The sequence below is a fragment of the Cupriavidus pauculus genome (genome assembly GCF_002858765.1).
GTDB classification, from domain to species: Bacteria; Pseudomonadota; Gammaproteobacteria; order Burkholderiales; family Burkholderiaceae; genus Cupriavidus; species Cupriavidus pauculus_B.
Genome location: NZ_PJRP01000005.1, coordinates 128,696 through 144,284, shown reverse-complemented (window position 1 = coordinate 144,284; position 15,589 = coordinate 128,696). Strand labels below are relative to the sequence as shown.

Sequence of the window (15,589 nt, the reverse complement as noted above, 5' to 3'; positions counted from 1 at the left end):
CGCGTCGCACGCCGAAAGCCCTGTACGGGTTGCTTGCGATGACGTGCCCTCCCAACGCGCAACGCAGGCCTTACAAGGCCATATCCGGCACCTTCTTCACTACACCCGGATTCGTCATCGGGCCGGTGGCCGGCACGACGCCATCGAGGCTTGGCGGCGCGATCGCCAGTTGCAGCGTTTCGGCCGTGGTTGCCCATTCCTTTGCCAGAAGCTGCGGATTCTCGTTGAGCTTCTTTCCGTAGCTGGGCACGATCTCGCGAATCTTCTGCTGCCAGGCCGGCGTCTTCATCTGCTCGGGGAACACGCGCTCAAGCAGCGACAGCATGATCGCCGGCGACGTCGAGCCTCCCGGCGAGGCGCCCAACAGTGCCGATACCGAACGGTCGCCAGACACCACGACCTCCGTCCCCAGCTTCAGCACCCCACCCTTCTCCGGGTCGTTCTTGATGATCTGCACGCGCTGGCCCGCCTCCCACAGACGCCAGTCCTCGTCCTTCGCATCGGGCATGTAGTGGCGCAGCGCGGCCATCTTCTCTTCGCGGGAGAGCGCCAATTGCTGCGCCAGATACTTCACGAGCGCGAATTCGTGACCGCCGACCTGCAACTGAGGAATGACGTTCGACGGCGTCGTTGCCTTGACCAGGTCGAAGTACGAGCCGTTCTTGAGGAACTTGCTGGACCACGTGGCGAACGGCCCGAACAGAATCACCCGCTTGCCATCGAGCACGCGGGTATCCAGGTGAGGGACCGACATCGGGGGCGAGCCGGTATCCGCGAGGCCGTAGACCTTTGCCAAATGGCGCGAGGCAATCTCAGGCTTCTCGGTGACCAGGAATTCGCCGCCAACGGGGAAGCCACCGTACTGCTTCGCCTCGGGAATGCCTGACAGTTGCAGCAGCGGCAATGCAGCACCACCGGCGCCAATGAACACGTTGCGCGCGTCTACCGTCTGGATCTGGGTGCCGTCCTGCGTGTCGAACGCGGACACGCGCCAGGTGCCATCCTCGTTGCGCGTGATCGAACGCACTTCATACCCGGTAGTGACCTTCACCCCCGAATTGCCGGACAGGTGCTTGTAGAACTGACGCGTGATTTCGCCCAGATTCACATCCGTACCCAGCGGCGAACGCGTGGCGGTGACCACCTCGTCAGGCTTGCGACCCTCCATCATGATCGGGATCCACTCGGCAATCTTCGCCGGGTCGGTCGTCATTTCCATGCCAGCGAACAGGGGCGAAGCCTTCAGCGCCTCGACGCGCTTGCGAATGAACGCCCGATTCTCCTGCCCGAAGACAAGATTCATGTGCGGTGTCGAGTTGATGAACTCACGCGGATTGCCCAGAACGCCCTTGCGCACCTGATGCGCCCAGAATTGGCGGGAGATCTGGAAGTTCTCGTTGATATTGATGGCCTGGGCGATATGGACGTTGCCCTTGTCGTCCATCGGCGTGTAGTTCAGCTCGCACAGCGCCGAGTGTCCGGTGCCGGCGTTGTTCCAGCCGTTCGAGCTTTCCTCCGCGACCTTGTCCAGGCGCTCGAAAACCTCGCACGTCCAGTTCGGTTCCAACTCTTTGAGGTAGACGCCCAGCGTTGCGCTCATGATGCCGCCGCCAATCAGCAGCACATCGACCTTGCGGTCCGCCTTCGCGGCACGATACTGACTGCCGAAAAAGTACGAATATCCGCCCCATACGGCTGCGGCGCCGACAGCGGTTGCAAGGAATTTACGACGGGTGAAAGGCTTGCGGCCGCGGCCTGCTGCGGTCTTGTTGTCCGTTTGAGTCATGGGTGTCACTTCAAGTTTGCGTGCAGCGTCGACAGACTGACCAAGCCGGGCCTTGCCGACGTTGATTCAGACTGGGGGGGCGCTGTCTTGTCTATGCACGGCGGGTCGCAAGCGATTCCACAAGCCGGGCGATACGAGAAAGCGCGGGATTGTAACGCAGGCGGTGCAAATTGTAGGTGAAAACCCTAATACAGGATAAGACCGCTCCGAACGTGCCAACAACGTCCGTGCCAGCCAGGGAGCCTACGGTCCCTGTGCATCCACCGTAGCGACGAAGCAGGCGGCAGTACGCGCCCCATCCTCTTCATCTAGTCAGCGCGATGCCCCGGCAACGTCCGCTGCGCCAGTTGCGCAGGTCCATGCCACAAACTCCAGCCCGGCTCTTCAAGCCCAAGCTGCGGACAAGCTCGCGCGCTTGCGGCTGCGTTGCTCGATGACTTCCAGAGGGATTTTGCGATGGAGTTTTTAAATACTGGCGCGAAGCGGGATGTCGGTCGCCAATCGGGTTCTCGCAGGTACTGGAGAAATACCTGCGCAGCATCGTGTACCGCCTGAACGCTGCCCCAAAAAAACAAAACCCCGGAAGACCGCGATCTTCCGGGGTTCGCCGCCATTACTGGCGGAGACGGAGGGATTCGAACCCTCGATCCAGGTTTTGGCCCAGATGCTCCCTTAGCAGGGGAGTGCCTTCGACCTCTCGGCCACGTCTCCCAAACTTTTGTTGTGCAAGGGAGGCTGCACAACAGAGCGCGTATTCTAGCGAGACAGTCTCAACTGGTCAATGAATTTTCGATGACCTGTGACAAAAATCACGGCAATCCCACCGCGCCAGAATTTTCAGAAGCGGATCACGCCTGATCCAGCTCGAACACCTTGTGCAGCGCGCGTACGGCGAGCTCCATGTACTTCTCGTCGATCAGCACCGAGATCTTGATTTCCGAGGTGGAGATCATCTGGATGTTGATACCCTCTTCCGACAGCGTGCGGAACATCTTGCTGGCGATGCCCACGTGCGAGCGCATGCCCACGCCCACCACCGACACCTTCGACACCTTCGGGTCGCCCGACACGCTGGCGGCACCGATATGGGCCTTCACGCTGTCGTTCAGGATGGTCAGCGCGCGCTGGTAGTCGCCGCGCGGCACGGTGAACGTGAAGTCGGTCTTGCCGTCCACCGACTGGTTCTGGATGATCATGTCGACGTCGATGTTGGCGTCGGCGATCGGGCCCAGGATCTGGTAGGCGATGCCCGGCTTGTCCGGCACGCCCAGCACGGTGATCTTGGCCTCGTCACGGGCAAAGGCGATGCCGGAGATGACGGCTGCTTCCATTTCAGACTCTTCCTCAAAAGTAATCAGCGTGCCCGAATGCATTTCCTGTTCGAGCGGCATCAGGGGGTCGGTCAGCGACGACAGCACGCGGGTCTTCACGCGGTACTTGCCGGCGAATTCCACCGAGCGGATCTGCAGCACCTTCGAGCCCAGGCTGGCCATTTCCAGCATTTCCTCGAAGGTGATCTGGTCCAGCCGGCGGGCGTCCTCGACCACGCGCGGATCGGTCGTGTACACGCCATCCACGTCGGTATAGATCAGGCACTCGTCCGCCTCGATGGCGGCGGCGATGGCCACGGCCGAGGTGTCCGAACCACCGCGACCCAGCGTCGTGATGTTGCCTTCGGTGTCGATGCCCTGGAAGCCAGTGACCACCACCACCTTGCCGGCATCCAGGTCGCCCAGGATGCGCTCGTCGTCGATCGACTCGATACGGGCCTTGGTGAAGGCCGAGTCGGTCTTCACCGGCACTTGCCAGCCGGTATAGCTGACCGCGTCGATGCCTTCGCCGTGCATCGCGATGGCCAGCAGCGCCACACTGGCCTGCTCGCCCGTGGAGGCCAGCATGTCCAGTTCACGCGGGTCAGGCTGCGCGGAGATTTCCTTGGCAAGGCCCAGCAGGCGATTGGTTTCGCCCGACATGGCCGAAGGCACCACGACAACGCGGTGACCAGCGCGGTGCCACTTGGCCACGCGCTTGGCGACATTCTTGATGCGTTCCGTGGAACCCATCGAAGTGCCGCCGTATTTGTGAACGATGAGAGCCATCTTCTTGTCGATGCCAGCGATTGTGCAAAGCCGATGAAATTACACCAAGAGTGGCTACCCGTAAAGGCCGAAGGGCGAAAATCCCGCAAAAACGTCGCACATTTGACGCGATTTTTATGTGAATAATATTCACATAGAAAATTCGATCTGTCCCCACTTATAAGCGAGAGGCCGCGCTATCCGTGCCGCTCGGGCTGCCCTACCCACTCCACCCGCCAGCGGGGCGCGTGCGGCGCAGCGGCCGGCCAGCGGCGGTGCATGCCCACCCCCGCGGCCAGCACGAGCGTGTCGCCGCTCCACAGTAGCGGCAGATGGGCGCGCCGCCAGGCGGGGATGTCCGCCTCCTGGTAAGCCTGCTTCAGCGCGCGAGCCGGCCCGCCCGGACGCAACACGATGCGCTCGCCCCCTGCCCGCGCCGCCAGGTGCAGCGGCGCCCGCAGGACGGCCTCAGGCACGCCAAAGGTGTCATCCCGGTCGAAGCGCAGTTCGCCTCGCCAGGCCGGCACCACGAAGCGCGCCTCACCACGCCACGCGAAGGCGAACGGCGCCGGCACCCCGGCCGGCACGGCGTGGCAGGCCAGTACGCGGTCTCGAAAGCGGCGCAGCACCAGCCCATCATGCGCAATGGCCGGCTCGCCGCCTGTATGGGCGATCAGCTGGCTACGCATCGCAGCCAGCCGGGCCGTCGATGGCGGCTGGGCGCCGAGATCGCGCAGCCAGTGCCGCAGCACCGCATCGGCATGCTCTGGAGGCAACGCGCGCAGGCCAGCGAGGTCCAGTTCGGAAAGGGTATCGGCATCGCGGCCGCTGCAGACCAGCGTGGCCAGCGATTGCGCGGCCAGTGCGTCCAGCATGCCGGCGGCCTGCGCAAAGTGCGTGGCCGCCTGGGTAACGTTGTCGTAGAGGGCAGGAAACGCCTGCAGCAGCGCCGGCAACTGGGCGCGCAAGGCATTGCGCGCAAAGCGCGTGTCGGTGTTCGAGGGATCGTCGATCCAGCGCAGGCTGTGTGCCGCGCAGTAGGCATCGATGTCGGCGCGCGGCACGTCCAGCCACGGTCGCAGCAGCCGGACCTCGCCGTTGGCATCTCCCAAGGCATCGAGCGGCCGGCTGGCGGGCATGCCGGCCATGCCCGCCACGCCAGTGCCACGAAACAGCCGCAGCAGCACGGTTTCAACCTGATCGTCGCGATGATGGGCAAACAGCAGCAGCCGGGCGCCCTGCTCGCGGCACATGCGTCCCAGCGCCGCATGCCGGGCACGCCGTGCCGCAGCTTCGATGCCCTCGCCCGTCGTGGCCTGCACCGTCACGCGCGTGCTCGCCAGCGGCACCCGCAGGTCGGTACAAAGCACGGCGCAGAAGCGATCCCAGTCGTCGGCCTGCGCCTGCAGGCCGTGATGCACGTGCAGCGCCACCACGCGCGCCAGCGGCCATGCCGCGGCCAGCGCATCGCGTGTCGCGTGCAGCAGCGCCACCGAATCGCGGCCACCGGACAGCGCCACGGCAACGGTGAAGGGCCGGCCGTCCTCAGAAACAACAAAGGCCGCACTGGCCTGGACAGCCTGTGCGACCTTGTCGGTCAGACGCGCGGTAAGGTGCGTCGAGTCTTCAGCGCTCACATTACTCCTGGGCGCCGGTTTCCTTGAATTTGCCATAGGCCATCAGGCGCTCGTGGCGACGGGCCTGCAGTTCCTTGACGCTCATGCCCTGGAACTGGCGCAGCGATTCGGCCAGCGTGCGCTTGAGCATCGTGGCCATGCCCTTCGGATCGCGATGGGCGCCGCCCAGCGGCTCGTTGATGATCTTGTCGATCAGGCCCAGCGCCTTCAGGCGATGCGCGGTCAGGCCCAGGGCCTCGGCGGCTTCCGGCGCCTTCTCGGCGGTCTTCCACAGGATCGACGCACAGCCTTCCGGCGAGATCACCGCGTACGTGGCGAACTGCAGCATCTGCACGACATCGCCCACGGCAATCGCCAGTGCGCCGCCCGAACCGCCTTCGCCGATGATCGTGGCGATCAGGGGCACCTTCAGGCCAGCCATCACATATAGGTTATGACCGATGGCTTCCGACTGGCCACGCTCCTCGGCATCGATCCCCGGGAACGCACCCGGCGTGTCGACGAACGTGAAGATCGGCAGACCGAACTTGTCGGCCAGTTCCATCAGGCGCTTGGCCTTGCGGTAGCCCTCGGGCTTCGACATGCCGAAGTTGCGCAGCGCGCGTTCCTTCGTGTCGCGGCCCTTCTGGTGACCGATGATCATGCAGGCCTGGCCATTGAAGCGCGCCAGACCACCCACGATCGACAGATCGTCGGCAAACGCACGGTCGCCGTGCAGTTCATGGAAGTCGGTAAAGATCTCGCGCACGTAATCCAGCGTGTACGGACGCTGGGGGTGACGCGCAATCTGCGCAACCTGCCACGGGGTCAGGTTGGCATAGATATCCTTGGTCAGCTGCTGGCTCTTGCCGGCCAGCCGCGAAATCTCTTCGGAAATATCGACAGCCGAATCGTCCTGCACAAAACGCAGTTCTTCGATCTTTGCCTCGAGCTCGGCAATTGGCTGCTCGAAATCCAGGAAGGTGGTTTTCATAAAAACGCGGACCTGTCTGTGAAGGGGCGCATTCTACCGGAAAAAATCCGGAAATCCGCCGCCCAATATGTTGATTCTTATGCATATTTAGCAAGAATCAACGCTGTCACTGCTGCAATGCACCCGATCCAGTACCTAATACGTCACTGGCAACGGGTCCAGACTGCGCCACATATACCAGGTGGCCACGGTGCGCCAGGGCTCCCAGTTCGCCGCCACCTCGCGCGCCTCGCTCCGCGTGACGGGTTCGCCGCTGAAATAGTTGGTCGAGATCGCATTGATCAGACCGACGTCATCAAGCGGCAGCACGTTGGGCCGCATCAGATTGAACATCAGGAACATCTCCGCCGTCCAGCGGCCGATGCCACGGATCTGCGTCAACTCAGCGATCACGGCTTCGTCATCCATGCCGGCCCATTCCTTGACATGGACAGTGCCAGCCTTGAAATGTTCGGCCAGATCGGTGATGTACTCGGCCTTGCGCTTCGACAGGCCGCAGCCGGCCAGTTGTTCGGTGCCGGCCTTCAGGAACTGGGCCGGCGTCACGCGCGGGCACAGCGTCACCAGGCGCTCCCAGACAGACTGGGCGGCCTTGACCGAAATCTGCTGGCCGACGATCGAGCGGGCCAGCGTAATGAACGGATCGCCGCGCGACACCAGGTGCGCGGGCCCGTACGTCGGAATCATCTTGCGCAGGATGCGGTCCCGCTTCATCAGGTCCGCGCAGGCTTCGTCCCAGTAGGCGGGCCGCACAGCGTCCACCACCGTCTCCACGGGTAGCGGAACGGCCTGCGCCTCGGGCATGTCAGGCTTGCGCGCCTTGCCCCTGGCCGTCGCGGATACCTTGGCGACGTCCTTGGCCAGCCCTTTCGCCGGCACCTTGGGCGCCTGCCTGGCCGCAGTCTTGCCGGCAGGCTTCGGCGCCACGGCAGCGGACTTCGGCTTGCGCACGGCAGCGTTCAAGCACGCCTCCACTCGGTGGCGCCACCCGGCTTGTCTTCCAGCACCACGCCGGCCGCCAGCAGCTCCGCGCGAATGCGGTCAGCCTCGGCGAAATTGCGCTCGGCCTTGGCCGTACGGCGTGCAGCGATCTGCGCTTCGATCTGCTCGGCACTCAGGCCATCGGCTGCCGCGCCGCCCTGCAGGAAGGTATGCGGGTCGCGCTCCAGCAGGCCCAGCGTGCCGGCCAGGGCCTTGAGCTGGTGGGCGGCCTGGACTGATCCCGTGCGATTGACTTCGCTGGCCAGATCGAACAGCACCGACATGGCGATCGGCGTGTTGAAGTCGTCATTCATGGCGTCGGCAAAGCGCTGGGCGTGCGGTTCGGCCCAATCCACCGCGCAGCCGCCGGGCTGCGTTTCCTTGAGCGCCGTGTACAGGCGCGTCAGCGCGTGCCGCGCATCATCCAGATGGGCGTCGCTGTAGTTCAGCGGGCTGCGGTAGTGCGCGCGCAGGATGAAGAAGCGCACGACTTCCGGGTCGTACTGCTTCAGGACTTCGCGGATCGTGAAGAAATTGCCAAGCGATTTCGACATTTTCTCGTCATTGATGCGCACGAAGCCGTTGTGCATCCACATGTTCACGAACGGCTTGCCGCTGGCGCCTTCCGACTGCGCGATCTCGTTCTCGTGGTGCGGGAACTGCAGATCGGCGCCGCCACCGTGGATGTCGAAGTGCTCGCCCAGCAGCGTGCAGCTCATGGCGGAGCACTCAATGTGCCAGCCCGGCCGGCCGCTGCCCCACTTCGAGTCCCACTTGCTCTCGGGCGGCTCGCTTTCCTTGGCCGACTTCCAGAGTACAAAGTCCAGCGGGTCCTGCTTGGCGTCGTTGGCGCTGACGCGCTCGCCGGCCCGCAAGTCTTCCAGCGACTTGCCGGAAAGCTTGCCGTAGCCCGGGAACTTGCGCACCGAGTAGTTCACGTCGCCGTCGGCCGCGTGGTAGGCCAGGCCCTTCGCCTCGAGCTTTTCGATGATGTTGAGCATCTGCGGCACGAATTCCGTGGCGCGAGGCTCGTAGTCGGGCCGGATCACGCCCAGCGCGGCAGCATCCTCATGCATGAACTGGATGAAACGCGTGGTCAGTTGGCCGATGGTCTCGCCATTTTCGGCGGCACGGCGGATGATCTTGTCGTCGATATCGGTGATGTTCTGCACGTACGTCACATCGTAGCCCGCGGCGCGCAGCCAGCGATGCACCATGTCGAACACCACCATCACGCGTGCGTGGCCCACGTGGCAGTAGTCGTACACGGTCATGCCGCACACGTACATGCGGACCTTGCCGGGTTCGATAGGCACGAAAGGCTGCTTTTCACGCGCAAGCGTGTTGTAGATGTTCAGTTGCTGCATGGAGCGATGTGATTGGGTGACGATGCGGTGCGCGCGATGGCGCACGGGCCCCATATCTTACCGGAAGCTTGTCGGGACGACCTGAGGCGGGCCTCGGCATTGCGCCCTGTCCTGCACGCCCTGCCGCTTTGCTAGAATGCCGCGGAGTATAACGGACCGCCCTTACATGAGCCTGCTTCTGCCTCTCACCATTCTTGCAACGGCCCGCCGCGGCGCCGGCCTGTCCGGCCGCTCCGCCCTTCGTGCCGCCGGCGGCGCGCTGGCGATGGCGGCGACCCTGGCTGCCGCGCCGGCCCTGGCGCAGAACGGGCCGGTGTCCGTGCCGGCCCCGCCGGCACCCACCAGCGGCGTGGCGTCCACGGACTCCGGCATGGTGCCGGCGCAGAAGGCCGTCAACGACAAGCGCTACGAGGACGCCATCAAGGGCTTCGACAAGGTGCTTGCCAGCAACCCGCGCAACGCCCAGGCCCGCTTCCAGCGCGCATGGGCCATGGCGCAGGCAGGCCATGACGACCAGGCCATCCAGGCGTTTGCCGAAATGGCACAGGACTTTCCCGAGTTGCCCGAGCCGCACAACAACCTCGCCCTGCTCTACGCCAAGCGCGGCGACCTGAAGCGCGCCGAGGCCGAACTGCTGCTGGCCATCGATGCCAAGCCCGATTACGCCATCGCCTACAGCAACCTGGGCGATGTCTATCGCCGCCTGGCCGAAAAGGCATACGGCGATGCGGTACGCCGCAATCCGGCCGACGCACGCGCCGCGGCAGGCTTGCGCCAAGTAGGCGGGACCCCGGCCGCAGCCCCGGCTCCGGCACCAGCTGCTTCCCCGGCCGCCGCCCCAAGATCGCGCAAGGCACCGGCCAGCGCGCCGGCGGCCCGCTAGACACCCAGGCAGCCGTGCCGGCGTCATTGGCGCCGGCCGCCTGCCCGATCCGCTTACCTGTATTGCAAGACGGAGTTCCACAGATGAACCTTTCCCGCCGCATCGTCCTGGCTGGCCTGGTGGCCGCCGCCACCGCACTGTCTCCGCTGGCCGCCATGGCCCAGGGCGCCAGCCCGGCCGCCGCCGCGCCGAAGACCGAGCGTGTGCAGTTCGTCACCAGCGCAGGCAAGTTCACGGTCGAGGTGTACCCCGACGCCGCCCCGAAGACCGTCGCCAACTTCATGGAATACGTGAAGAGCGGCTTCTACGGCGGCACGATCTTCCACCGCGTGATCAATGGCTTCATGGTGCAGGGTGGCGGCTTCGACCGCGACATGAAGGAAAAGGCCACGCGCGCCCCGATTCCGCTGGAAGCGCAGAATGGCCTGAAGAACAAGGCCGGCACGCTTGCCATGGCGCGCACGTCGAATCCCAATTCGGCCACTGCGCAGTTCTTCGTCAATGTGGTGGATAATCCGAGCCTCGACTACCCGCAGCCCGATGGCAACGGATATGCCGTATTCGGCAAGGTGGTGGAGGGCATGGACACGATCGACAAGATCAAGACCACTCCGACCACGGCTTACGGCGCCATGCGCAACGTGCCGGCCGCACCGATCGTGATCGAGTCCGCCACCGTCGTCACCAAGTAATACCGCGCGCATCGCGCGTGGCCATAACCGTCACAGAACAGAGGTAACCCATGAGCAAGGTACAACTCCAAACGACGCAAGGCGTCATCACGATCGAACTGGATGCCGAAAAGGCCCCGAAGACGGTGGAGAACTTCCTGTCGTACGTGCGCAAGGGCCACTATGACAACACGATCTTCCATCGCGTGATCAAGAACTTCATGATCCAGGGCGGCGGCTTCGAGCCGGGCATGAAGCAGAAGGACACCGATGCCCCGATCGAAAACGAGGCCGGCAATGGCCTGAAGAACGACCGCTACACGGTTGCCATGGCCCGCACCAACGCGCCGCATTCGGCCACGGCCCAGTTCTTCATCAACGTGGTGGACAACGACTTCCTGAACTTCAGCTCGCCCACGCCGCAAGGCTTCGGCTACGCCGTGTTCGGCAAGATCGTGGAAGGCACCGACGTCGTGGACGCCATCAAGGGCGTGCGCACCGCCAGCTCGGGCTTCCACCAGGACGTGCCGATGGACGACGTGGTGATCCAGAAGGCCACGATCGTCGAGTAATCCGACGGCAACGTTCCTGTCGATGGCGGCATGCCGCTCGTGGTGAACACACCTCTTTCGAAACGCATGACCGCATCCGACCGCACGCCGGCGGCCGCACCGATCCAGGTGCAGGCGCCGGCGTGGTTCATTTCCGACCTGCACCTGACGCCCGGCATGCCGCGCACGCTGGCCGCGTTCCAGCGCGTGCTGGACCAGGCCGCCCGGCAGGCAGGAACGCTGTTCATCCTGGGTGATTTTTTCGAGTTCTGGGTGGGCGACGAGGAAACCGGGACACCGTTCGCGGCGGAGGTGGCGGCCGCCTTGCGCCGGCTGGCCCATGCCGGCGTGCCGGTCTACCTGATGCACGGCAATCGCGATTTTCTGATTGGCCGACGCTTTGCCGATGCGGCCGGCGCCGCATTGCTGCCGGACCCTTCGGTCATCCATTGCGCCGGTCAGCGCGTGGTGCTGAGCCACGGCGACATGCTCTGCACCGACGATCCGCGCTACATCCGCTTCCGCAACTGGACCCGCAAGCGCTGGGTGCAGCGACTGTTCCTGGCACTGCCGATGTCCACGCGGATGAAGATCGCGCGCCGGCTGCGGGCCGACAGCGAGGCAGGCCGGGCACGCCAGGCCGAAGGCGCTGCGCCACCAGACTACGGCGATGCCACACCCGCAGCCGTCGATGCGCTGCTGGCGTCCAGCGGCGCGCCTACGCTGATCCACGGCCACACGCACCGGCCGGCCCGCCACGCGCACGCACGCGGCGACCGCTGGGTGCTCACCGACTGGGATCTCGATGGCCGCCATCCACGGGCGGCCGTGCTGCAACTGGATACTGGCGGTTTCACGTTATTGCCGCAGGTGGATTGACGATGCCATCCACCCCGCGAGCCGTGCCACACCGCACGGCGTGCCAGTCTGTCGCCCGTACGCCTATTTCATCAGCTTGCGCAGTTCGCTCGCGTCGAAGCGGTCGTTCGGCGTGTTCTCGAGATGTTCGCCGAGGCGGTCGAGCGCGGCCAGCACGGCCTCGATGCGGTCATGTTGCTTGGCCGCGTTGTCGATCAGGCTCTTGAGCGCCAGCGATACCGGATCGTCGGCGTTCGGCGTGATGCCGTAGGCCGAGAATTCCTGCCTGGCGCCCTGCTGCTGCGGCGGCGCGTCCGGCATGATGATGCGGGCCGGAATACCCACCGCGGTGGCGCCCGGCGGCACCGGCTTGAGCACCACGGCGTTCGAGCCGACGCGGGCGCCGTCGCCCACCTCGAATCCGCCGAGTACCTTGGCGCCGGCACTGACCACCACGCCAGCGCCCAGCGTCGGATGGCGCTTCTGACCCTTGTAGAGCGACGTACCACCCAGCGTGACGCCCTGATAGATCGTGCAGTCGTCGCCAATTTCGGCCGTCTCCCCGATCACCACACCCATGCCGTGGTCGATGAATACGCGGCGGCCCAGCTTGACCGCCGGATGGATCTCGATCCCGGTCAGCCAGCGCGACCAGTGCGAAATCCAGCGGCCGAGCCAGTGAAATCCGCCGCCCCAGCAAGCGTGGGCCACGCGATGGAATATCACCGCATGCAGACCCGGGTAGCAGGTCAGCACTTCCAGGCGGCTGCGTGCGGCGGGGTCGCGCCGCATGATGGCATCGATATCTTCCTTCAGGCGAGTGAACATCTTCGTCGTGTCGTGTTGCCGCGCCGATGCGCCATTCGCCCAACGTGCGAACGGTCGCCGGCGCGGTCAGGAGCCGGTATTGTGCTTCTTGATTGCGTGGGGGACGGCCTGGGCGCGTGCGAGCAGGGAGTGTAAGAGATTTGTGCGCCCGCCGCCGGGCCCTGAGGCCATCAGGGCTTTTCGGGTCGCGACGGCTTCAACATCGCGCCGGCTGACTCACGCACGCGCGAAGACCGATCTGGCCGGGGGGCAGGCCAGTGGAATCGTTGCGCATGTCGTATGCCGGGATGGAAATCACGGTTCAGCTTTCCTTGTTGCCGTCTGTCTGGCCGCCCTGTGGGCCCTTGCCGTCGTCATCGCCCGTCAGCAGCATGCGTTTGGCGATGCCGCGCAGGATGTTGACCTCTTCGCGTTCGAGCCCGGCCCGGGCGAACATCCGCCGCAGACGCGGCATCAGCTTGCGCGGGTTGTCCGGATCGAGGAATCCGATGGCGACCAGCCCGGCTTGCAGATGGCCGAACATCGATTCGACCTGCTCCGCCGTGGCGGGCTCCCCAGCATAGCCGATATTCGGTACGCCGTCCGGCGCCTCGCCCGGCATCGGCTGCCCTTCCAGCAGTGCCAGCCGCATCTCGTAGGCGATCAGTTGCACCGCTTGCGCAAGGTTCAGCGACGCGTACGCAGGGTTGGCGGGAATATGGGTCACGGCCGAACAGCGCAGCACCGCCTCGTTGGGCAGCCCGTAGCGCTCGTTGCCGAACACGAAGGCAATGGCGCCCCCGCCATCGGCCGCCAGCACGGCGTGGGCCCGCGCGGCGGCGGCACGCGGCAACAGCCGCGGCGGGCCAAATTCGCGCTGCCGCGCGGTCATCGCCACGGTAAAGGCCGTGCCTGCCAGCGCGGTTTCCACGTTGTCGACGATGCGGGCGCCGGCCAGCACGTCATCGGCGCCGCTGGCCATCGCCACGGCATCCGGGTGCGTCAGCACGCCCGGCTCGCGAGGCGATACCAGTACCAGGCTGCCAGGCTGGTCGCCGAAGCCCATGGTCTTCATCGCCCGCGCCACCGAGCCCACGTTGCCTGGGTGGCTGGTTTCCACCAGCACCACGCGCACACGGTCAAAAATGCTCGAAACGCCACTCACGACGTCTGCGGAAATGGGTCCCACCTGGGAATTCAATGCTTCAGTCATCTGGGATGCCCTTGCCACGGCCTTTGCCGTCGTCGGCTCGTACAGCGGGCCGGGTTCCTATACAATGGCGCCTTCCAATTGCGGTGCGGCGCCCAACAGGGCGACGCCCCTCGTTCTTCTACAATCTGTTGTGCTGTTCGGCCAATGCCGGGCGGTTCGCGCGCCAACCACCCACTGCCGGTGGATGCTGCTGTCGCGAATCACGTCCGTGCGGCCCCTGGAGAGATTCATGCATCCGATGCTCAATATCGCCGTCAAGGCGGCCCGCAAGGCGGGATCCATCATCAACCGTGCGTCGATCGACGTCGATCTGGTCCGCGTTTCGCGCAAACAGCACAACGATTTCGTGACCGAAGTCGACCGCGCGGCCGAAGCCGCCATCATCGAGATCATCCGCACGGCGTACCCCGAGCACGCCATTCTAGCGGAAGAGTCCGGCCAATCCTGGGCCGAGGGCGACGACCAGCACGAATTCACCTGGGTGATCGATCCGCTGGACGGCACCACCAACTTCATCCACGGCTTTCCGCAATACGCAGTGTCCATCGGCCTGCTGCACAAGGGCGTGCCGTCGCAAGCCGTGGTCTACGATCCCACGCGCGACGAACTGTTCACGGCCAGCAAGGGCGCCGGTGCATTCCTGAACAACCGCCGCATCCGCGTCACGCGCCGCGACAAGCTGGCCGACTGCCTGATCGGCACGGGTTTCCCGTTCCGCGACCTGGAAGGGATGGACGAATACCTGGAAATCTTCGCGCTGATGACGCGCAGCTGCGCCGGCCTGCGTCGCCCGGGTGCTGCCGCACTGGACCTGGCCTATGTAGCATGCGGCCGCCTGGATGGCTTCTTCGAGCGTGGCCTGAAGCCGTGGGACATGGCTGCCGGCATGCTGCTGATCACCGAAGCGGGCGGCCTGGTGGGCAACTACAACGGCGAATCGCGCCAGATGGAACAGGGCGAAGTGCTGGCGGGCAACCCGAAGGCGTTCGCGCAGATGGTGCGCCTGCTGTCGCCGTTCTCGCTGGACAACGTCAAGCCCAAGCTGAAGCCGATCGCGGACTGAGCCGCCGGGCGCAACAGTTCAGCTCGAAGTGTCGAGGGAGCATGACAGCGGCAGGTGCACGGCGGTGATGGCATCCGTGCCGCCCCGCACCGCGCAGTTCCACGTACCGTCTGACAGGCGCCCTACCGTAATGCGAGTACCCTTGACTGCCGGATGCACATTGCCGTCGAGCGTGACGACGATGCTGCCCGAGCCGTCCGCATTGAACGTGAACCGGTTCGCGGTCGCCGTCGACGACGACTTGACGTAGCCAAGCGAATCGGTCGGGTTCGCAAACTCGTGCACCCCATTATCCAGTCGCTCTTCGACCGGAATCTTGTAGGCCGACGCTTCCCATAGCGCGCGGCCTATTTCGGCCTTCACCAAGAAGTTCTGATATGTCGGAATGGCGATCGCGGCCAGAATGCCCACGATCGCCACCACGATCATCACCTCGATCAGCGTGAATCCGCGGTTTAGTGATGGCCGCCAGGCCATGCACTGCACCGGGACGCCTGCCGCGGCCCTCCCCGGCCATCTTCCCGTCCGTGCTTTTTTCATTTTTGCGACCCGTCTGGTTGCCGGCCTCTGCGTGCTGGCTCACCTGACCTATCCAAGGATCGTGCCAGGCCGATCTGACGTCGCAGGTGACAGTTTTTGTCGGAAACATCTGGTTACAGACTGTGATGACTGACAAGTTTGCAGCGCGCCGCATGGCTTGGTGACAAATCCCGTCGCCTGC

General features: G+C 64.8%; 14 protein-coding genes and 1 tRNA gene. 5 read left to right on the top strand and 10 right to left on the bottom strand.

Annotated features, from left to right (window positions below):
- Positions 1-70: 70 nt before the first annotated feature.
- The 7 genes from mqo to cysS form a co-directional block, all read right to left on the bottom strand.
- Complete coding sequence (gene mqo / locus CYJ10_RS13345) at positions 71-1,786, bottom strand: malate dehydrogenase (quinone) (RefSeq protein WP_101681970.1); 1,716 nt, start codon at positions 1,784-1,786, stop codon at positions 71-73.
- A gap of 617 nt (positions 1,787-2,403) precedes the next feature.
- Positions 2,404-2,497 (bottom strand) — tRNA-Ser (locus tag CYJ10_RS13340).
- Between the two features lie 137 nt (positions 2,498-2,634).
- The gene (locus CYJ10_RS13335; RefSeq protein ID WP_101681969.1) at positions 2,635-3,885 is read right to left on the bottom strand and encodes an aspartate kinase; all 1,251 of its coding nucleotides are present in this window, start codon (positions 3,883-3,885) and stop codon (positions 2,635-2,637) included.
- Positions 3,886-4,061: 176 nt separating this feature from the next.
- Positions 4,062-5,537, bottom strand: a complete 1,476-nt coding sequence (gene tilS, locus CYJ10_RS13330) for a tRNA lysidine(34) synthetase TilS (protein WP_180862926.1) — start codon at positions 5,535-5,537, stop codon at positions 4,062-4,064.
- Positions 5,503-6,474 (bottom strand): acetyl-CoA carboxylase carboxyltransferase subunit alpha, encoded by a 972-nt coding sequence (locus CYJ10_RS13325; RefSeq protein WP_101681968.1) that lies wholly within the window; start codon positions 6,472-6,474, stop codon positions 5,503-5,505. The genes tilS and CYJ10_RS13325 overlap by 35 nt, the downstream gene beginning before the upstream one ends.
- A gap of 135 nt (positions 6,475-6,609) precedes the next feature.
- A complete protein-coding gene (locus CYJ10_RS13320; protein WP_101681967.1) occupies positions 6,610-7,437 on the bottom strand; it encodes a DNA-3-methyladenine glycosylase family protein in 828 nt (275 codons plus the stop codon).
- On the bottom strand, positions 7,434-8,822 hold the full coding sequence (cysS, locus tag CYJ10_RS13315; protein WP_101682138.1) for a cysteine--tRNA ligase: 1,389 nt from the start codon (positions 8,820-8,822) through the stop codon (positions 7,434-7,436). Before cysS ends, CYJ10_RS13320 begins: the two co-directional genes overlap by 4 nt.
- Before the next feature lie 166 nt (positions 8,823-8,988).
- Here cysS and CYJ10_RS13310 point away from each other — a divergent pair, with 166 nt between their 5' ends.
- From CYJ10_RS13310 to CYJ10_RS13295, 4 genes are all read left to right on the top strand, one after another.
- Positions 8,989-9,705 (top strand): tetratricopeptide repeat protein, encoded by a 717-nt coding sequence (locus CYJ10_RS13310; protein ID WP_101681966.1) that lies wholly within the window; start codon positions 8,989-8,991, stop codon positions 9,703-9,705.
- A gap of 83 nt (positions 9,706-9,788) precedes the next feature.
- A complete protein-coding gene (locus tag CYJ10_RS13305) occupies positions 9,789-10,397 on the top strand; it encodes a peptidylprolyl isomerase (RefSeq protein WP_101681965.1) in 609 nt (202 codons plus the stop codon).
- A gap of 50 nt (positions 10,398-10,447) precedes the next feature.
- A complete protein-coding gene (locus tag CYJ10_RS13300) occupies positions 10,448-10,948 on the top strand; it encodes a peptidylprolyl isomerase (RefSeq protein WP_101681964.1) in 501 nt (166 codons plus the stop codon).
- Between the two features lie 66 nt (positions 10,949-11,014).
- Positions 11,015-11,806 carry a UDP-2,3-diacylglucosamine diphosphatase gene (locus CYJ10_RS13295; protein ID WP_101681963.1) on the top strand — a complete coding sequence of 264 codons (792 nt, stop codon included), beginning with the start codon at positions 11,015-11,017 and terminating at the stop codon, positions 11,804-11,806.
- A 63-nt stretch (positions 11,807-11,869) separates the two neighbouring features.
- Here the strand turns inward: CYJ10_RS13295 and cysE are convergent, their stop codons facing one another.
- A complete protein-coding gene (cysE, locus tag CYJ10_RS13290; RefSeq protein WP_101681962.1) occupies positions 11,870-12,613 on the bottom strand; it encodes a serine O-acetyltransferase in 744 nt (247 codons plus the stop codon).
- Between the two features lie 301 nt (positions 12,614-12,914).
- Positions 12,915-13,805, bottom strand: coding sequence for an RNA methyltransferase (locus CYJ10_RS13285; RefSeq protein WP_101681961.1), 891 nt, complete (start codon positions 13,803-13,805; stop codon positions 12,915-12,917).
- Between the two features lie 229 nt (positions 13,806-14,034).
- Here CYJ10_RS13285 and CYJ10_RS13280 point away from each other — a divergent pair, with 229 nt between their 5' ends.
- Positions 14,035-14,868 carry an inositol monophosphatase family protein gene (locus CYJ10_RS13280; RefSeq protein ID WP_101681960.1) on the top strand — a complete coding sequence of 278 codons (834 nt, stop codon included), beginning with the start codon at positions 14,035-14,037 and terminating at the stop codon, positions 14,866-14,868.
- An 18-nt stretch (positions 14,869-14,886) separates the two neighbouring features.
- Here CYJ10_RS13280 and CYJ10_RS13275 read toward each other — a convergent pair whose 3' ends face one another.
- Positions 14,887-15,408 (bottom strand): pilin, encoded by a 522-nt coding sequence (locus CYJ10_RS13275; protein WP_101681959.1) that lies wholly within the window; start codon positions 15,406-15,408, stop codon positions 14,887-14,889.
- Positions 15,409-15,589: the final 181 nt, after the last annotated feature.